Source organism: Spongorhabdus nitratireducens, assembly GCA_947387575.1.
Lineage (GTDB): Bacteria > Pseudomonadota > Gammaproteobacteria > Pseudomonadales > Endozoicomonadaceae > CANDOC01.
In genome coordinates this window covers 131,457-149,362 of the sequence record CANDOC010000013.1, presented here as the reverse complement: position 1 = coordinate 149,362, position 17,906 = coordinate 131,457, and the positions used below count along the sequence as shown (strand labels likewise).

Below are 17,906 nucleotides of genomic sequence, written 5' to 3'. Positions count from 1 at the left end.
ATAATCATAACGACCGCTGTTGCCACAGGCTGATGAACCGGTTATCACCGGATCATCACGAGGCTAGTGAATATAACTAGAAGAAGTGACCATGCGCATAAAACCCATCAGGACGCTGGCTGCGACAATTACAGCCACACTGCTGCTGACGGGATGTTCCGGACCCTGGAATGATCCCAATCCGCCGGCAGACCCCGAAGTACAGACCTACTTCGGCAGTTTTACCACCCGGCCCAAACACCTGGACCCGGTTCGTTCCTACAGCGCCGAAGAAGGCCTGTTCCTGGATCAGATTTACGAACCGCCCCTGCAGTATCATTTCCTGAAGCGGCCCTATGAGCTGGAGCCTGCCACCGCAACCTCACTGCCGGAAGTTACCCTGCTGAATGATCAGCTGGAGCCGGCAGCTGAAGGCGAAGAAGTCGCCTTTAGTCGTGTAACTATTCATCTGAAGCCTGGCACTCAATACCAGCCTCACCCGGCCTTTGCCCAAAATTCCGAAGGCAAGCCGCTTTATCTGTTTGATTCTGCCAGCGAAAGCACCCAGTACACCCTGCTGAGCGATTTCCCCCAAACCGCCAGCCGGACCCTGACCGCAGACGACTTTATCTACCAGATCAAGCGGATGGGCGACCCCATCAACAAATCGCCACTGATCGGTTTGATGTCTGACTATATTGTCGGTATGCGCGATTTCAGCAAGATGGTCAAGGAAGCCCGTGACGGTGATAAATGGCTGGACCTGCGTGAATTTGAAATGGAAGGTCTGGAAAAGGTTGATAACCTGACCTTCAACATCCGCATCAAAGGCACCTACCCCCAGTTCAAGTACTGGCTGGCAATGCGATTCTTTGCCCCGATTCCGTGGGAAGCTGATCGTTTCTACCACAACCCGGGATTCAAGGATAAGAACCTGACTCTGGACTGGAACCCGATTGGTACCGGTCCGTTTATGATGACCACCAACAGTCCGAACCGGGAAATCATCCTGGAAAAGAACCCTAATTATCGGAAGGACGTCTATCCGTCCGAAGGTTCTGCCGGCGATGAAGAGCGTGGTTATCTGGCTGATGCCGGCAAACAGCTACCGTTTATCGACAAGGCCATTTTCCGCCATGAGAAAGCCGCCACATCCATGTGGAGCAAATTCACCCAGGGCTATTACGATCGCTCCGGTGATGGCGATTCCAACATCAACACCGCTACTTTTGACCAGGCCTTTACCGTGGGTCCGGACGGGCTGGAGCTAACTCCTGAGCTGGAAAGCCGCAATATTATTGTTGACGAAGAGATCCGTCCTTCCATCTTCTACACCGGCTTCAACATGCGTGACCCGGTTGTCGGCGGCTATACCGAAGACAAGCGCAAGCTGCGTCAGGCGATCAGTATCGTTTACAACGATCAGGAATATATCGATATCTTCCGTAACGGTATTGGCCAGCTGGCTCACGGTCCGATTCCGCCCGGCCTGTACGGCTACAAAGGTGGCAAGGAAGGCATGAACACCTACATCTTTGACTGGGATGAAACAACCAAGAGCCCGAAGCGCAAATCAGTTGAATATGCGGCCAAGCTGTTGGCAGAAGCCGGCTACCCGAATGGCCGTAACGCCAAAACCGGTGAACCACTGATCCTTTATATGGACACCACCGCTTCCGATGCCAGTCCGCGTTCTGACTGGATCAAGAAGCAGCTGGCAAAGATCAATATTCAGCTCGAGTTCCGCGTTACCGACTACCCCCGTTTCAAGGAGAAAATGCGTGCCGGTAATACCCAGATGTTTGGCTGGGGCTGGCTGGCCGATTACCCTGATCCGGAAAACTTCCTGTTCCTGCTCGACAGTCGCCAGGGTCTGGTGAAATGTCAGTGTGACGGCAGTAACTCTACCAACTATGACAACCCTGAATTCGATAATCTGTACGACCAGGTGAAAACCCTGCCTAACGGCCCGGAACGTCTGGCGGCTATTGAGCAGATGGTTGAAATCGTCCAGCGTGACAGCCCGTGGATCTGGGGCTTCAACCGCAAGGATTACTACCTGGCCAATAACTGGGTGAAAAACACCAAGCGTCACGGTATCAGCCAGGGCACCCTGAAATATGTCCGTCTGGACCAGGAAGCCCGTGCTCACCAGCAGGTGGCCTGGAACTCACCCAATGTACTGCCACTGTTTGGCGCTACCGGCCTGCTGCTGGCCATTGTTCTTCCCGGAATCAGCTTCTATCGCCGTCGACAGAAACTGACCATCAAGGCTGAAGAGTAATCAATTAGAGAAAGATTCAGGGAAAAATAATCATGTTTGCATATATTGTTCGACGCCTGCTGTACGCAGTGCCAATTTTGATCGGGGTAAACCTGCTGACGTTTATCCTGTTCTTCATCGTCAACACGCCGGAAGATATGGCCCGGGCACACCTTGGTGATAAATACGTCACTGAAGAAGCGGTTCAAAACTGGATTGCTGACAAAGGCTACGATGGCCCGATGTTCTTCAACAATGAAGCACCAGGTGTTGAAAAACTGACTGACACTGTGTTTTACGACAAGTCCGTCAAACTGTTTGCCTTTGACTTTGGTCAGTCTGATGACGGTCGTGATATCAGTTCAGATATCGTCGATCGAATGGGCCCCAGTCTGGCACTGGCTATCCCGAGCTTCCTGATCGGTGTCTGGGTCAACATCTGTGTTGCGCTGATGGTGCTGATGTTCCGTGGCAGCCGCCTGGACAAAACGACTGTAGCAGTTTTTGTTGGTCTGATGTCGATCTCCTATCTGTTCTACATCATCGTCGGACAGTACTTTATTGCCAAGGTATCCAAACTGGTGCCGGTGTCCGGGTTTAATGACGGACTCGATGGCTGGCGATTCCTGATTCTGCCCGTAGTGATCTCTGTGCTGGCCGGTATCGGTTCCGGTGCCCGCCTGTACCGCACCCTGTTTATCGAGGTGTCGGGTCAGGACTTCTCCCGTACTGCCCGCGCCAAGGGTGTCAGTGAAACCGGCGTACTGTTCCACCATATTCTGCCCAATGCCATGCTGCCGATTCTGACCGGTATCGTGGTTGTTATCCCGATGTTGTTTATGGGTAGTCTGGTTATGGAATCCTTCTTCAGTATTCCCGGTCTCGGCAGCTATATGCTCGATTCCATTCGTGCCCAGGACTTCTCTATTGTGCGTGCGATGGTCTTCCTCGGCTCCGTGCTGTATATCACCGGTCTGATTCTGACCGATATTTCCTACACCTGGGCTGATCCCCGGGTACGGCTGAGCTAAGGGACGGGTTAAGAGAGTACGACGATGGAATTTGAAACTTTCAAGACGGCCGTTCTCTGGACCGATTATCTGATCTGGTTCATGGTCGCAATTATTGTGTTTTTCATGCTGAGTCTGCGTAAAAGTCCGCAGAACAGTGAAAAATGGAAGGCGGTGTTCTCTACCAAACTGGGAATGAGCACCTTTATCATTATTCTTGCTTATGTTGGCGTAGCCTTGCTGGACTCCATTCATTTCCGCAAGGCGCTGCCACCGGTTGAAGGTCAGACCAGTACTCAGGTTTACTACAGCAATGATGTAAACAGTGTGCTGGATTTGATGCTGGGTGAAATGGGTGATAACAATGAGCGTACCTATTCTGCCCCCTTCTCACTGAAGTCCTGGAACAAGGAAAATATCAAACAGTCCGACGGCACCACTGTCCGTGATTACCCGGAACTGAAGCATGCCGGTGCTCACCTTGAAGAAGGTGACGGTCAGGCTGCAGATATTCTGATGCAGTCACTGCTGGCGCTGGCCAAAGGTCTGGCACTGGCACTGGCACTGATTGCCGTACACCGGTTGTGGCTGAAACGTCGCGGCACTTTGAACGATTTGCCCTGGAGTACCGCCTGGATCACCTTTGCGATCATTATCGCCTTTATGACCTGGCTGATTTCCCTGGGTAACCTGTATCACGTGCTTGGTACCGACCAGGCCGGTAACGATACTCTGTATGAAAGCCTGAAAGGCATTCGTACCGGTGTACTGATCGGTTCTCTGGCAACCATTATCACCCTGCCGTTTGCCATCGTATTCGGTATCTCTGCCGGTTACTTCAAGGGCTGGGTTGATGATGCGGTGCAGTATATCTACACCACTCTGAGCTCTATTCCTTCCATCCTGCTGATTGCAGCGCTGGTGCTGCTGTTCCAGGTCTGGGTTGATAACAATCCGGGTTACTTCGAAGTGGGTCTGGAAAAGGCTGACGGCAAGTTCCTGGCACTGTGCTTTATTCTGGGTATTACCAGCTGGGCCAGCCTCTGTCGTCTGCTGCGGGCAGAAACCCTGAAGCTGAGCCAGCTGGACTATGTTCAGGCGGCTCATGCCTTTGGTGTCAGCCATCTGCAGATTCTGTGGAAGCATATCCTGCCCAACCTCAGCCACATCATCATGATCACCTTCGTACTGGACTTCAGTGGCATGGTATTGGCTGAAGCGGTACTGGCCTACATCGGTATTGGTGTTGATCCGGCCATGGCCAGCTGGGGCAATATGATCAATCTGGCCAGCACCGAGCTGTCCCGTGAGCCTTCCATCTGGTGGAACCTGTCAGGTGCCTTCTTCCTGATGTTTACCCTGGTACTGGCGGTTAACCTGTTCTCCGATCTGGTGAACGACGCCTTTAACCCGAAAACACGACTGGAGACGGCCTGATCATGAGTGCAACAGCAATTGAAACCAAGCCTGCCGTCTCGAACAGGGAACAGCCGGCAGTAGTAAACCAGGCGGCAGCCAAGCAGACTGCCCTGAAAGTTTCCGGGCTGAATGTGTGTCTGGCACACAACCCCGACGCCAAAATTCTCAAGCGTGTCAGCTTTGAGCTGAACCGGGGTGAAGTATTCGCTCTGGTAGGCGAGTCCGGCAGCGGCAAGTCCATGACCGCCCTGTCAATTATGCGACTGCTGCCTGACGCCCTTAAAATCACCCATGGTAAAGTAGTTGAAGCCGACACTAACCTGTTCAAGTTGACCGAACAGGAAATGGGTGACATCCGCGGCAAGCGGGTCGCAATGATCTTTCAGGACGCCCTGACCTCACTTAACCCGGTACAGCGGGTGGGTGACCAGATTGCCGAAACCCTGAAGATTCACACTGACCTGAAAGGCGAAGACATTCGTCAGCGGACCATTACCCTGTTCAGTGAAGTGGGTATTCCGGAACCGGAAAAGCGTATCGACTGGTTCCCGCACCAGATGTCCGGTGGTCAGCAGCAGCGGGTTATGATCGCCATGGCATTGGCCTGCGAGCCCGATATTCTGCTGGCCGATGAACCGACTACCGCGCTGGATGTGACCATTCAGAAACAGATTCTGGAGCTGATCCGGGAGCTGACCATCAAGCGCAATCTGGCCGTACTACTGATTACCCACGATATGGGTGTGGTACGTGAAACGGCTGACCGTGTCGGTGTTATGTACAAGGGTGAGATTATTGAAGAAGGTCTGTGTGAAGACTTCTTCCAGAACCCCCAGGCTGAATACAGCCGTCGCCTGATCGACAGTCTGCCGGATATGGACGAATATCGCCCGCTGCCGGATCAAAAGCCACTGCTGGAAGTCAAGGACCTGCAGGTTCACTTCCCGATTCGCAAGGGTATTCTGCAGCGGGTCAAGGGTTATACCAAAGCAGTTAACGGCATCAGTTTTTCCATTGCCAAGGGTGAAACCCTGGCGCTGGTAGGTGAGTCCGGCTGTGGCAAGTCCACTACCGGCCGTGCCATTCTGAATCTGGAACCGGCAACTGGTGGTGAGGTCTGGTACAACGGCAACCGTATCGACCAGATGACCCGCAAAGATATGCTGCCGCTGCGGAAAAAGATTCAGGTTATCTTCCAGAGCCCGTTCTCTTCCATGAACCCTCGAATGACAGTGGGTGATATTATTGAGGAAGGCATGATCAACCTGGGTCTGAACCTGACTGAAGCCCAGCGTCAGGAACGGGTTGAAGCCCTGCTGAACCGGGTTCAGCTGGAGCCAGAACACCGCTATCGCTACCCCCACGAGTTCTCCGGCGGTCAGCGCCAGCGGATCGCTATTGCCCGTGCTCTGGCAGTAGAACCGGATCTGATTATCTGTGACGAACCGACCAGCGCACTGGATGTATCCATTCGGGCCGAGGTACTGGATCTGCTGCTGGAACTGCAGCGGGATCTACAGGTATCTTACCTGTTTATTACCCATGACCTGTCCATCATGCCGCATCTGGCACACCGGATTGCTGTTATGAAAGGCGGGGAGATTGTGGAACAGGGTAATACCGAAGAAGTGTTGACCGCACCGCAGCATGAGTACACCAAAAAACTGCTGAGTGCTGTACCAAAACACTGATAATTATTGTAGGCAAAAAATAGAGTTTTAAAACGATAAGAGGCAGGTGTATGGTTTGTTTCAGGCCATACACCTGCCTCTGTTATGGTGAAGCGGAAATATTGCTTCAATCAGGAAGAGATTGAGACGCTACAGTCCCAGGGTCTCGGACAGGGTTCAGGAAGAAATTATTTTCCCTGGATTCTGGCTCACGATATCAATTCCATCGGTTTTACTACCCGAGTGCCAGGCTGGAAAACTGGTTACAGCCCCCATCATTGCCTTTCTAAGCTTGAAGCAAGCTATTTCTATCTTTTAGAGTGGTCGAATATCACCGCTGATATTCGAGAACAGCTTCCTTTAAACCACAGCACTACTTTTTAAATTGCCAAAGATGCAAGGATGATGTTTCAGCTGTGCTGGTTACGACTGTTTTCGCCTGACTGGTTTGGTGCCATGATGCTTTTTGTGCGTTATGGCAATTCTTGAAATATCTTGTGTGTACTGCAGTCTTGTGAAAAGTACTGTTTGAAACGGGGAGTCACCAGCGCTACCTTTGCAGGAACCGTAGACGTTTCTCTGGGTGGATCTTTGAATCAAAGTATTGGCTTGGCAGAGCGTATATAAACTTATGCTGTTTTTATATGCATGTTATTTGATTTTTTAAGCAAAACATTACTGGGCAGTTTGATTTTTTCTGTTTGTGCCCAAGCTGGATTCAAAAACCAGATAGTGCATGGTGTTTATCAGGTTGAAGAAAAAACAGATGCAACAGGACTGTCAACTGCAGGAACATGTGATGTCTGTATTGTATCTGGCAACGAAGCGGGGAACAGCACGCAATATATTCTGAGTTGTCAGGCTCCCGAGCAGCTTAAATGTACGGTTTGCCGGAAATTAATCGCAAATCCGTATTCATTGTCAGCTGGCTGCGATTGTGGTGTTGTGGTCTGTCAGTGCTGCATTGAGAAAATAGAGAAGGAGGCGAAAACAGACGAGTTAGCTTGTCCAAAATGTAACAGCCCAGGTAAACCTTTTGCTGATTCTGAAATAAGAAAAACAATTGGTGAAGTAACTGTCGTATGTCCCATATGTAGCATTCCTAAACAGCTGATAGAGATTGCAAATCATTTGGGAAGCTGCTGTCATCAGGTCGTATGTCAGGGGTGCAAGGAGCAGGTTGAGCAGTCGGTGTTTATGGCACACCTTCTGCCATGTTTAAAGAAGAGAAAAACAGAAGCGGGTTATGGATTTTCAAGTGATCAATATGGCTTGCTTCTAGATCAGATGATGCCTTTTATGGATGAGCAGCTAACACATCCTCATAAAGCGCGAACACCTTCTGCTGCAAAGCCCGATCCTCCTGAACCAGAAATGCTGCAGGAGCATCCCGTCACCACACAATCAATGAGCCATATCGAGCTGAGAGGTGTAAAGACACATAACCTCAAAAGCATCGACCTGGACATACCCAAACATAAAATCGTCGTATTCTCAGGCATCAGCGGTGCCGGCAAGTCATCTGTGGTATTTGATACAATCTACCCGGAAGCTCAACAGCAACTGATTGAAACCTTTTCGACTTTCGCCCGCCGTCGGCTGCCGCAGTTTACCCGTCCACCTGCCGAGAGTATTCGAGGCATCAGCCCTTGCATAGTAATCGATCAGAAAAGGCTGGGAGCTTCATCACGTTCAACTGTCGGAACTGCTACCGAGATTTACACTTATATGCGTATGCTGTTCAGCCGTGCCGGACATCCCTTCATCGGCTGGAGCCACCACTATTCTTTTAATAACCCGGATGGTATGTGCCCGGCCTGCAAAGGGCTGGGTAAGCGCATGACTGTCGATATAGAAAAGCTCTTGGATTTATCAAAGTCAATCCGTGAGGGTGGGATTCTGCACCCCAACTACGATATCGAGAAGTGGTACTGGCGGGAAATACTCTGGTCCGATGTGGTTCCATTCGATACCAAACTGGGCGAAATGAGTAAAGAAGATATGGATCGCCTGCTTTATGCGGATCAGCTTCCAATCCAATACAGGGATCGGGGTAAGCTTTATAAGAAAAAGTTTGATGGTGTCGTACGTAAGCTGGAACAGCTGCATGTCGATAAAGACGAAGACCAGATTGCAGGCACAATCCGCGAAGCCTATGACCGCTTGTTTCACGCGACCATCTGCCCTGACTGTAATGGTGTTCGGCTGAAACAGGAAGCACTTTCGGTGAAACTGGCCAGTGGTCACCGGATTGGTGATCTGATTGATCTGGAACTGACCGAACTGGATGAGGTGCTGGAGGGTCTGGCAGATCATCCTGACTATGCCCACATGAGAGAGGCGGTTGAGGCCATTGTTGGAAAAATGCGCTCGTCACTCAGTCACCTGATTGATATCGGTGCTGGCTATCTGACCCTCAACCGTGGCGTCAATACACTCTCGGGAGGGGAAAGCCAACGGGTTAAAATGGCCCGTCAGCTCGACTGTGGTTTGGTCGATCTGATCTATATTCTGGACGAACCCTCGGTTGGCTTACATGCCTGTGATATTGAACACTTGATCGGTATGCTGAGAAAACTATGCAACGCGGGTAATTCAGTACTTGTCGTCGAGCATGATACCAGCATTATGCGTGCTGCAGACTGGCTGGTTGAAGTTGGACCGGTTGCCGGTGAAAAAGGTGGCAATGTTCTTTATTCAGGTCAGTTTGAGGGGTTGTTGAAAGCGGATACACCGACTGGGCAAGCCCTGCGGACAGAAGAAGAAAAAACACCCTATCGCGAGCGCCGCTGCTGGTCTGAAGTCTGGTATATCGAAAATGCTACGACCAACAATCTCCGGAATGTAACAGTCGGGATTCCGAAAGGTGTGCTGACTTGTCTTACCGGTGTGGCAGGATCAGGCAAAAGTTCTCTGATCAGTGAATTCATAGTCATGATGAAGGAACCCGGTATGGAGGGAGTCATTGTGATTGACCAAAAGCCGGCAGGTAAAACAAATCGATCGAATCCGGCAACGTATATCGGTATCTTTGACCTTATCCGTAGTGCTTTTGCAGAGACCACAGGATCTAGTGCCGGACTCTTCAGTTTCAATTCCAAAGGCTCCTGTCCTGAGTGTACAGGCAGGGGGTTCGTCAGTATGGAGATGTCTTTTATGGATGATGTTGTTCTTGACTGCGCCAGCTGTCAGGGACGGCGTTACCGTGATGATGTTCTTGTCCATACCTATCATGATAAATCAATCCATGATGTGCTTGAGATGACGGTTGAGCAGGCTCTGAATTTTTTCAGGCCTCTGACTCGTGATAAAACAAGCAAAGCACCAAAGAAATCCAGCAAGCCAAGTAAAAAAGTCGGTAAATCATGCGGTGAATCCAGAATTGTTGAACGACTGGAGCTGCTATCAGAGGTTGGACTTTCCTATCTGAAGCTGGGGCAACCTCTATCGACTCTGTCGGGAGGAGAGGCTCAACGCCTGAAACTCTCTGCCGAGCTGCGTAAGTCAGGCCAAGTCTATGTAATGGACGAACCAACCACAGGTTTACATCCTCAGGATATCAGTCGCCTGCTCGCGATAGTGGAGCGGCTGCTGGCAGCCGGGAACTCAGTTATCATCATTGAACATAACCTTGACGTCATTGCCGCAGCAGACTGGATCATCGATATTGGCCCGGGCGGCGGTAAAAACGGTGGGACAGTTGTAGCTGAGGGTGTGCCTGAGGATATCGTTGGGTGCGATGCCAGTGTGACTGGAAGATATTTGAGCAGGCTTCTTGGGGCAGAAACAAAAACAACTCTGGGTTCCGATTTATAAGGAATACTGAGATTGAGAGCATAAGCCAGTTATTTGCTTTTTGATGATCATAGCTTCAACTGCTGCGGCTATTTTACAATTTTATTTTCACAAGCTCTTTCCAGCTCTCTGTAGAGAGCCATTTTATGGCTGACTTATTTTACAACTTTATTTTTTCCTCACAATTATTCCGGCTTCCGGGGGTTTCGAAAGCCGGAATCAGCCAGTTTAAGCCAGATAACGTGACTTCAGGTGCTCCTTGAAGAAGCTTGCATTCAGGGTCTCACCTGTCGCCTGCTTTACCAGCTCATCGGTTTCCAGCAGACTGCCCTTGCTCCAGATATTGCTTTCCAGCCAGCCAAAGATCGGTGACAGATCACCACTGCGCACTGTAGCGTCAACATCTACAGTTTTCTTCATTGCCGCCATAAACTGTGCCGCATACATGGCACCCAGGGTATACGACGGGAAGTAACCAAATGCACCGTCAGTCCAGTGGATATCCTGCATACAACCGTCCTTGAAATTGCCCTGTGTGGACAGTCCCAGGTAGTCCTGCATTTTCTGATTCCACAGTTCAGGCACATCGGTATGGCTGATCTTGCCGTTAATCAGATCACGTTCGATCTCATATCGCAGGATCACGTGTGCCGGATAGGTCAGTTCATCCGCATCAACCCGGATAAAGTCTTTCTTGACTCTGGTATAGAGCTTCAGCAGGTTATCCTGGGCAAACAGCTGTGGGTCATGACCTTCAAAGTGCTTGCCTGCCAGTTGTGCCAGATGCTCGATAAATGCTTCACCACGGCCCAACTGCATTTCAAAGAACAGCGACTGGGATTCATGAATCCCCATGGAGCGTGCCTGACCTGCGGAAACACCGGCCAGCGCCTTGGGCAGCCCCTGTTCATAACGGGCATGACCGGTTTCATGGACAATACCCATTAGCGACTGCACAAACTCGTTTTCATCATAACGGGTGGTGATTCGCACATCAGTCGGAACACCGCCGCAGAAAGGGTGCATGCTTTCATCCAGCCGACCATGTTCAAAGTCGAACTTCAGCAGCTTCATCACATCCAGGCCCAGCGCTTTCTGGCGAGCTGCTTCAAACTTGCCGGCAGGAGTGATCAACGCTTCAGCCTGCTGCTTTTCAATCACCTGATCAATCAGTTCCGGCAGCCAGGATTTCACATCCGTAAACAGACTATCGAGGGAAGCGGAGCTGGTGCCCGGTTCGAACACATCCAGCATGGCATCGTAGGGCGACAGGCCGGTTGCTTCAGCACGAATCTGTGCTTCTTCACGGGCCAGCTTGACCACTTCCGCCCAGTTCTTCTCAAAACCGGCCCAGTCATTTTCTCCACGCTGGGTACGCCATGCATGTTCACATTTTGAACCTGCCAGTGATTTGGCTTCGACCAGCGATTCAGGCAACACGTTGGCCTGCTGCCAATCACGTTTCAGCTCACGCAGAACAGCTTTGTCCTGCAAGTTCAAATCTTCGGCTTCTGCTTCGGCAAACCAGTCTGCCAGCTGTGGCTGGGTTTTCAGATGGTGGAGATGTACCGACAGCTCGGCCATGGCCTCAGAACGGGCCTCATTGCCTCCGGCAGGCATGACTGCAGCGGCATCCCAGCTGCAGATAGCATCCAGGTGTTCAAAACGGGAAACTTTACGGGAATGGTCGATTAACTTCTTGAGTGCGGACATTCAGTGCCTTTTGTGACTCTATTTTTTATAAATGAAACAACCAGCTCTGTTTTTATCAGTTCTTCCAGTCAATCAGATAACACATGGGACAGGCAGATGGTGTGTGATAAAAACAAACAGGGAAAGATAGAACATCTTTCCCTGCTCAAGCCAGTTTATCTGAATAGTATGTATCTTCGGGTAGAATTTAAAGCTGTGACAGCGCCTGATCCAGATCAGCCAGAATATCTTCAATATCTTCCAGTCCGGCAGACAATCGCACCAGACCATCACTGATACCAAATGCCTGCCGCTCTTCCGGAGAGTACGCCGAATGTGTCATGGATGCCGGATGTTCAATCAGTGACTCGGCATCACCCAGACTGACCGCCAGAGTAATCAGATCCAGGCTGTTCATGAGTTTGATACCGTGCTCCAGCCCGCCACGCAGTTCAAAGCAGATCATCCCGCCACCACGCTTCATCTGGCGTGAAGCCAGTTCGTGCTGGGGATGGGATTCCCGACCGGGATAATAGACTGTCTCAATCTGTGGATGCTGCTCCAGATAGTCAGCAATTGCCTCAGCATTGTTACAGTGACGTTCAACCCGCATCGAGAGTGTTTTCAGGCCCCGCATAATCAGGTGAGCATGCATCGGTGTCAGCGAAGCACCGGTCATATCCTTGACGCCTACCAGCCGCACTTCACTGATATCTTCACTGCGTCCGACCACACAGCCGGCAATCAGATCACCATGTCCGCCCAGGTATTTGGTGATGGAATGAATGACAAAGTCAGCCCCCATCGCCAGCGGATTTTGCAGCACCGGGGTAGCAAAGGTGTTGTCGACTACGACCTTACAGTTTTCAAATTTGCCGGCATGGGCACAAACAGCTTCAATATCGACCAGCCCCAGGTTCGGATTGGACGGTGTTTCAAAGTAAACCATCCGGGTTTCAGCCGTAATCGCTGCTTTTGCCTCCTCCAGATTGGCCATATCAACCCATTTGATCTTGATGCCGAACCGGCTCAGACCATGCTGGAAATAGGCGAAGGTACAACCATACAGGGTTTTGTCGGCAACAATCTCGTCACCGGCCTTGAGCAGCGTCCAGCAAAGCGCAGAAACAGCCCCCATTCCTGATGAGGTAGCAATGGCTTCTTCTGCCCCTTCCAGCGCAGCAAGACGTGACTCCAGCACACTGACGGTAGGATTGGAGATACGGCTGTAAAAATGCCCCTTCTCAACCCCGGCAAACAGGTCAGCACCATGCTGAACATCATGGAATGAATAGGTGGATGTCATATAAACCGGTGGGTTCAATGCCATCTGATGGTCTTCCGGCCGATAGCCGGTATGAATAGCCCGGGTGTCAAATCCCAACTTCTTGTTATCACTCATAGAATGATCTCCCCCGGCATTTTGCCCTAGACAAAATACCTGTGTTTAGTTTTTGTATTGTTATTTTTTACTTCAAGAAGAGTACAACTTCAAAGAAGTGTTACTGAAATGTCTCAGGCAGGCTAACGCTTATCAAAGCATGAAGAGTTGATTCAGGACAAGATTATTATCTGTAACTTTTTGTATGGGATTTAAATTATATGTAATACCAAAAAAAATGTGTCTTTTTAAAATCAATACAAGACAAACTACCTGTATATCAAAATTATGACTATTTATTCACTGAAACTTTTATATATTCAAAACAATCCTGAAATAGGGCATCATGACTTAATTCAGTGACTTCAGGACATCAACAAACCATTCAGACAGCTGTTGTTACTGGTCATCAGTTAGATTTAACGATAACTAAAAAACTCTGCTATTAACTGAATAAGTTTTAAAGCTCAGATTTTGTATAACTTTATTCTTACAAACTTTTTGAAACTGTAAGCTTATAAAACACCTTGACGAATTGGCTATCAATCTGGGCATTTAAAATCAATCGTTATATTCAAGGACGCAATACCTTACTTTCAAATTTAATAAAACCTCTAACTCCCTATACATGATTAATTCAAAGAAACAGTTGTTTTTGGAGGCCATTGTGCAATATAAAAAAGATAGACATCTTATACATGTTTTTTACTGCCTTTTATTTTTTCTACTTTCTGAATATTCATACGCAACCACTGCATCATACTCACCCATTGCTGAAAAAGCAGCGAAAGAATATTGCAGTATGATCAAGATGATGCCCGAATCTCAGGACATGATCTGGGGTCTTCCATTACCACACAGAACGTCCCAAAACCTTCGAGTAGCCCCTGAATGTTTGGAGCTTTTTCCATACCCGGAGGACGAGTACACATTACCAAAACGCTCAAATTTCGAGCGGGCCGGTTTTTTTGATATTTACAGAGTTCATACTTTAGATGGACTCCCCTGCGATTTAAAATTGATAGATGAATCCTTACTTGAAGGCGAATGTACTCTGAACACTGAATTGCTTGATATTCTTCGTCATGTTGATGCGAAATTTCTGGTCAGACCTAAAGGCTGGTACCAACATGAAAACATTACCATTATTGTTACTCCCGGATCTGATGGAGATTGTTACGGGGCAAACCTGATGCTAAAAGGAATAAAAAGTGATTCTGTTTTTCGACTGTTTGCCCGCCAACTGCTTGAGTGTATTGTCGAGCTGAATAATTATGGATGGGCACATAGCACAGCATCCCTGTATGATTTCATCTATTTTCAATCGGATGCTCGTATGAGGTTGGGAGGGCTCGAACGGGCAGAAATATATCCCGATCCACGTACTATGTCAGACAGCTCAATAGAGATTTTAGCCATAGTTTCAGGTTTACTTGACAGACTAAGTCTGGAAGTAGAACGGCTCGAGCCCAAAACAATATCTTTTCTGTCTTTGTTAAGGGAAGTTAGAGCTCCATTGATTGTGCAACACGTTAGAAGAGCCATGAAACCCGGTGTAATTTTAACTCCTTTCGCTATAAATTTGACGATACATAATTTTGACCAGATTAGGATCATGGCTGAAAATAAGTGTGTCGAAACCTTACGCGCCGTTAATAATGAAGAAGCCAGACGTCCCAAGCCTGAAATGGAGACTTTAATCAGGCATCCTGCCATGGTCGGTATAGACCCTACTTCAAAATTAAAACTGGACGTTTTTCGTCTGCGCGATAATGAATGACAACAAAACCTCCCTGAAACCCAGCATTTCGATTCATCAGTTTCAGGTGTGGTTACTAATAAATTTCTCCAATAAAAATAACTGGGACAGCATATCGTTGTCCTAGTTTTTCTATATTATTAGTTTCAATTACATCCTTATAATTCGATTCCACTTATCAGGCCGTCAGCACAATCAATAAAAAACCATTATCAAAGATGATCAAGATGATTACATAATAAAACTATTATATTTTTGGCTTTATTAAGTGAGCACTTGCTTTATCTGTTAACCATTTCTTTTTCATTGACAATGAAATGTGGTCACCGTTAGGCTTCCCTGTACCTGCTGATACTACCTCATTATAAAAGGACACTCGATGCCAGGTAGCACTTCTGATGAGATCACTCTGACTAACTATTTGTCAGACAAACCCGAGTTAAAGCAAGCCTTTGAACAGGTCAGTCCAACCAATATTGAGGCCTATGACGAATACTCGGTGCATATGATGACACTGACCACTGTTCATGCCATCGTTAAAGACAATGATACCGATTTCCTGCGTGAGTATGCCTACAAGTTCTTCTCAATGCTGGAGGATAACAGCAAGGTAACCAACCTTGATGCTACGATATTCCGGGCTCTTGTCTTGCTGAAAGCACAGCACCAGCGGCTTTACATACTACAGACTTCAAAAGATGAGGTGTTGAAAGAGGTCAAGCCTGATTTTGACTATCTGGGTGATCTTGAATGCAAATCGGAAACCGAGCTGGTATGCACCGTTGATTCGCTGTTGGCCTGTATCATTTACATCTGTTCCTGCTGGATTATGTGGGAAGACGTTGACGTTGGCATCAAGGAGCAAAGCAATGATCAGTTTGAATGGCAGCTCGTTAATAGCCAGATGTGGGAATCTGACTCTCAGTTTTCACTGTTTTTGATGAGCCAATTGAAAGATGATCTTAAAGAGCTGAGAAATAAAGAAGAGATTACCTATCACTGAATAAAAAACCAAAAGAAGGGTTGAACCCTTCTTTTGGTTTGAAGATCAATTAATGAATACTTAAAGGAGATAATGTTCTGATATAACCCAGCGAAGCCTGTAAAAACTGTTCCAACTGCTGCAGATAGGCATTACCTTTCACCGGTGTAAACGGATTCGGCCCCCGTGCAGTGGTTTCCATAATAACCGGCCCCCGGTAACCAATATCATCCAATGCTGCAAAAACAGCCTTGAAATCAGTATGGCCATAGCCGATACCTTCCCGGTTGGAGTCGGCAATATGAAACAGCCCCAGCTGGTTATCAGTTGTCTTAATCGCTTTGGCCAGACTCGGCTCTTCAATATTCATATGATAGGCATCAAGTAAAACCCCCAGATTCTGGCGACCAACAGCCTTGAGTAATGCTTTTGCCTGTCCTGCCCTGTTAATCAGGTGACTTTCGTAGCGATTAAGCACTTCAAACACCAACCGAATATTTCTGTCAGCGGCATAGTCCGCAAGGATCTGAACATTCTCCACCAGCAGCGCTTCTTCTTGCTCCTGACTGGTCAGGGCTTTTACCCTGCCCACGTCACCATGACAGGAGACAACCGGATTACCCAGCTCGGCAGCAAAGTCGATTAACTGCCGATAGTAGTCCATCGCCTTGTTACGGATAACAGAATCTGAATGAACAATATCAACATTATCCGGGGTCAGCGAAAACACTTTCAGATTATGCTCATCCATCAGCGACCGAACATAAGCCGGAGTAAAGGACTGCAAATCACCATGCAGTTCAACTCCGTCAAAACCCAGCGCTGAAACCCGCTGAAATATTTCTTTCAGCGACAGATCCCCAAAGGTCCAGGTGCAGACACCGGTTTCATACCTCATGCCGATACCTTTACAGACTGGTCTGCAGCAGCAAAGGGGATTTCTTTCTGGGACTCACACTCACTTGACTGCAAATGGACTGTTTTACCGGATTGCAGCGACTGATAGCAGGCATCAGCCAGCTCCAGTGCTTTTACCCCGTCATCAATAGTAACTTCCGACTGGGCTCCGGTAGTGATGGTATTGATAAACGACCGCAGTTCGTTCCGGTAAGCCGGCATATAGCGCTCAAGGAAAAAGTACAGCGGCTTGTCGGTGACATCGCCTTCGGCGCCCAGGTAGCGCACTTCATTTTCCCGGTGATTGCCTGCCTGCAGCATGCCCTTGTCACCCAGCACTTCGATTCGCTGATCGTAGCCGTATGCCGCACGACGGCTGTTATTGATATGGCACAGTCGGCCACTGGCGGTTTTCAGGATCACCATGGCCGAATCGATATCACCGGCCTGGGCAATACCCGGGTCAACCAGACAACTACCGGTAGCATGAACCTCAACTGGCTCTTCACCCAGCATCCATCTCGCCATATCCAGATCGTGAATCATCATATCCCGGAACAATCCGCCGGATACCTTGATATATTCAACCGGTGGCGGAGAAGGATCACGGCTGGTAATCACCAGTTGCTCCAGATTCCCGATACGGCCTGCCAGCTTGTCCTGATGCAGTGCGTTAAAGGTAGGGTCGAACCGCCGGTTGAAGCCCAGAAAACAGGTAACCCCCGTCTCCTTCACTACGTCCGCTACATGACGGGCGCGGTTAATATCCAGATCAACAGGTTTCTCACAGAAGATGGCTTTCCCGGCCCGTGCCGCCTGTTCAATAAGGTCGGCATGGGTATCCGTTGAACTACAAATCAAAACCGCATCAATCGACGCATCGGCAAACACTGTAGCGGCATCACTGACCTTGGCATCGAATTTTTTGGCAATAGTTTCAGCAGCCTGCTGCACCGGATCAACAACATAAACAAGACGTACATCCGGGTGTTCACTGATGGTCTGGCCATGCACATTGGCGATACGCCCGGCCCCAAACATGGCGAAATTAAGCATTAT

11 protein-coding genes are annotated in these 17,906 nt (G+C 48.9%); 7 read left to right on the top strand and 4 right to left on the bottom strand.

Annotation, left to right across the window (positions count from 1 at the left end; genetic code table 11):
- The first annotated feature begins 91 nt into the window (after window positions 1-91).
- The 5 genes from ACYZZ0_RS20945 (at window position 92) to ACYZZ0_RS20925 (ending at window position 10,157) form a co-directional block, all read left to right on the top strand.
- Window positions 92-2,263, top strand: a complete 2,172-nt coding sequence (locus tag ACYZZ0_RS20945; RefSeq protein ID WP_461538614.1) for an ABC transporter substrate-binding protein — start codon at window positions 92-94, stop codon at window positions 2,261-2,263.
- Between the two features lie 32 nt (window positions 2,264-2,295).
- On the top strand, window positions 2,296-3,273 hold the full coding sequence (locus tag ACYZZ0_RS20940; protein ID WP_461538613.1) for an ABC transporter permease: 978 nt from the start codon (window positions 2,296-2,298) through the stop codon (window positions 3,271-3,273).
- A 24-nt stretch (window positions 3,274-3,297) separates the two neighbouring features.
- Window positions 3,298-4,689 (top strand): ABC transporter permease, encoded by a 1,392-nt coding sequence (locus ACYZZ0_RS20935; RefSeq protein WP_461538612.1) that lies wholly within the window; start codon window positions 3,298-3,300, stop codon window positions 4,687-4,689.
- Window positions 4,690-4,691: 2 nt separating this feature from the next.
- A complete protein-coding gene (locus ACYZZ0_RS20930; protein ID WP_461538611.1) occupies window positions 4,692-6,362 on the top strand; it encodes an ABC transporter ATP-binding protein in 1,671 nt (556 codons plus the stop codon).
- A gap of 1,278 nt (window positions 6,363-7,640) precedes the next feature.
- Complete coding sequence (locus tag ACYZZ0_RS20925; RefSeq protein ID WP_461538610.1) at window positions 7,641-10,157, top strand: ATP-binding cassette domain-containing protein; 2,517 nt, start codon at window positions 7,641-7,643, stop codon at window positions 10,155-10,157.
- Window positions 10,158-10,364: 207 nt separating this feature from the next.
- On the opposite strand, the gene ACYZZ0_RS20920 is transcribed toward ACYZZ0_RS20925, so the two are convergent.
- Both ACYZZ0_RS20920 and megL read right to left on the bottom strand, forming a co-directional pair.
- A complete protein-coding gene (locus ACYZZ0_RS20920) occupies window positions 10,365-11,849 on the bottom strand; it encodes a carboxypeptidase M32 (protein WP_461538609.1) in 1,485 nt (494 codons plus the stop codon).
- Window positions 11,850-12,036: 187 nt separating this feature from the next.
- Window positions 12,037-13,230, bottom strand: a complete 1,194-nt coding sequence (gene megL / locus ACYZZ0_RS20915) for a methionine gamma-lyase (RefSeq protein WP_461538608.1) — start codon at window positions 13,228-13,230, stop codon at window positions 12,037-12,039.
- Between the two features lie 646 nt (window positions 13,231-13,876).
- On the opposite strand from megL, the gene ACYZZ0_RS20910 reads away from it, so the two are divergent.
- Window positions 13,877-14,989 (top strand): hypothetical protein, encoded by a 1,113-nt coding sequence (locus tag ACYZZ0_RS20910; RefSeq protein WP_461538607.1) that lies wholly within the window; start codon window positions 13,877-13,879, stop codon window positions 14,987-14,989.
- A 358-nt stretch (window positions 14,990-15,347) separates the two neighbouring features.
- On the top strand, window positions 15,348-15,971 hold the full coding sequence (locus tag ACYZZ0_RS20905) for a hypothetical protein (protein ID WP_461538606.1): 624 nt from the start codon (window positions 15,348-15,350) through the stop codon (window positions 15,969-15,971).
- A gap of 49 nt (window positions 15,972-16,020) precedes the next feature.
- Here the strand turns inward: ACYZZ0_RS20905 and ACYZZ0_RS20900 are convergent, their stop codons facing one another.
- Window positions 16,021-16,848 carry a sugar phosphate isomerase/epimerase family protein gene (locus tag ACYZZ0_RS20900; protein WP_461538605.1) on the bottom strand — a complete coding sequence of 276 codons (828 nt, stop codon included), beginning with the start codon at window positions 16,846-16,848 and terminating at the stop codon, window positions 16,021-16,023.
- Window positions 16,845-17,903, bottom strand: coding sequence for an inositol 2-dehydrogenase (iolG, locus tag ACYZZ0_RS20895; RefSeq protein WP_461538604.1), 1,059 nt, complete (start codon window positions 17,901-17,903; stop codon window positions 16,845-16,847). The genes ACYZZ0_RS20900 and iolG overlap by 4 nt, the downstream gene beginning before the upstream one ends.
- Window positions 17,904-17,906 lie beyond the last annotated feature (3 nt).

Excerpts from the sequence above, each read along its gene's own strand:
- iolG (WP_461538604.1), bottom strand. The coding sequence starts at position 17,903 with ATGCTTAATTTCGCCATGTTTGGGGCCGGGCGTATCGCCAATGTGCAT.
- ACYZZ0_RS20935 (WP_461538612.1), top strand. The coding sequence starts at position 3,298 with ATGGAATTTGAAACTTTCAAGACGGCCGTTCTCTGGACCGATTATCTG.
- ACYZZ0_RS20905 (WP_461538606.1), top strand. The coding sequence starts at position 15,348 with ATGCCAGGTAGCACTTCTGATGAGATCACTCTGACTAACTATTTGTCA.
- ACYZZ0_RS20925 (WP_461538610.1), top strand. The coding sequence starts at position 7,641 with ATGGATGAGCAGCTAACACATCCTCATAAAGCGCGAACACCTTCTGCT.
- ACYZZ0_RS20920 (WP_461538609.1), bottom strand. The coding sequence starts at position 11,849 with ATGTCCGCACTCAAGAAGTTAATCGACCATTCCCGTAAAGTTTCCCGT.
- megL (WP_461538608.1), bottom strand. The coding sequence starts at position 13,230 with ATGAGTGATAACAAGAAGTTGGGATTTGACACCCGGGCTATTCATACC.
- ACYZZ0_RS20945 (WP_461538614.1), top strand. The coding sequence starts at position 92 with ATGCGCATAAAACCCATCAGGACGCTGGCTGCGACAATTACAGCCACA.
- ACYZZ0_RS20930 (WP_461538611.1), top strand. The coding sequence starts at position 4,692 with ATGAGTGCAACAGCAATTGAAACCAAGCCTGCCGTCTCGAACAGGGAA.
- ACYZZ0_RS20900 (WP_461538605.1), bottom strand. The coding sequence starts at position 16,848 with ATGAGGTATGAAACCGGTGTCTGCACCTGGACCTTTGGGGATCTGTCG.
- ACYZZ0_RS20940 (WP_461538613.1), top strand. The coding sequence starts at position 2,296 with ATGTTTGCATATATTGTTCGACGCCTGCTGTACGCAGTGCCAATTTTG.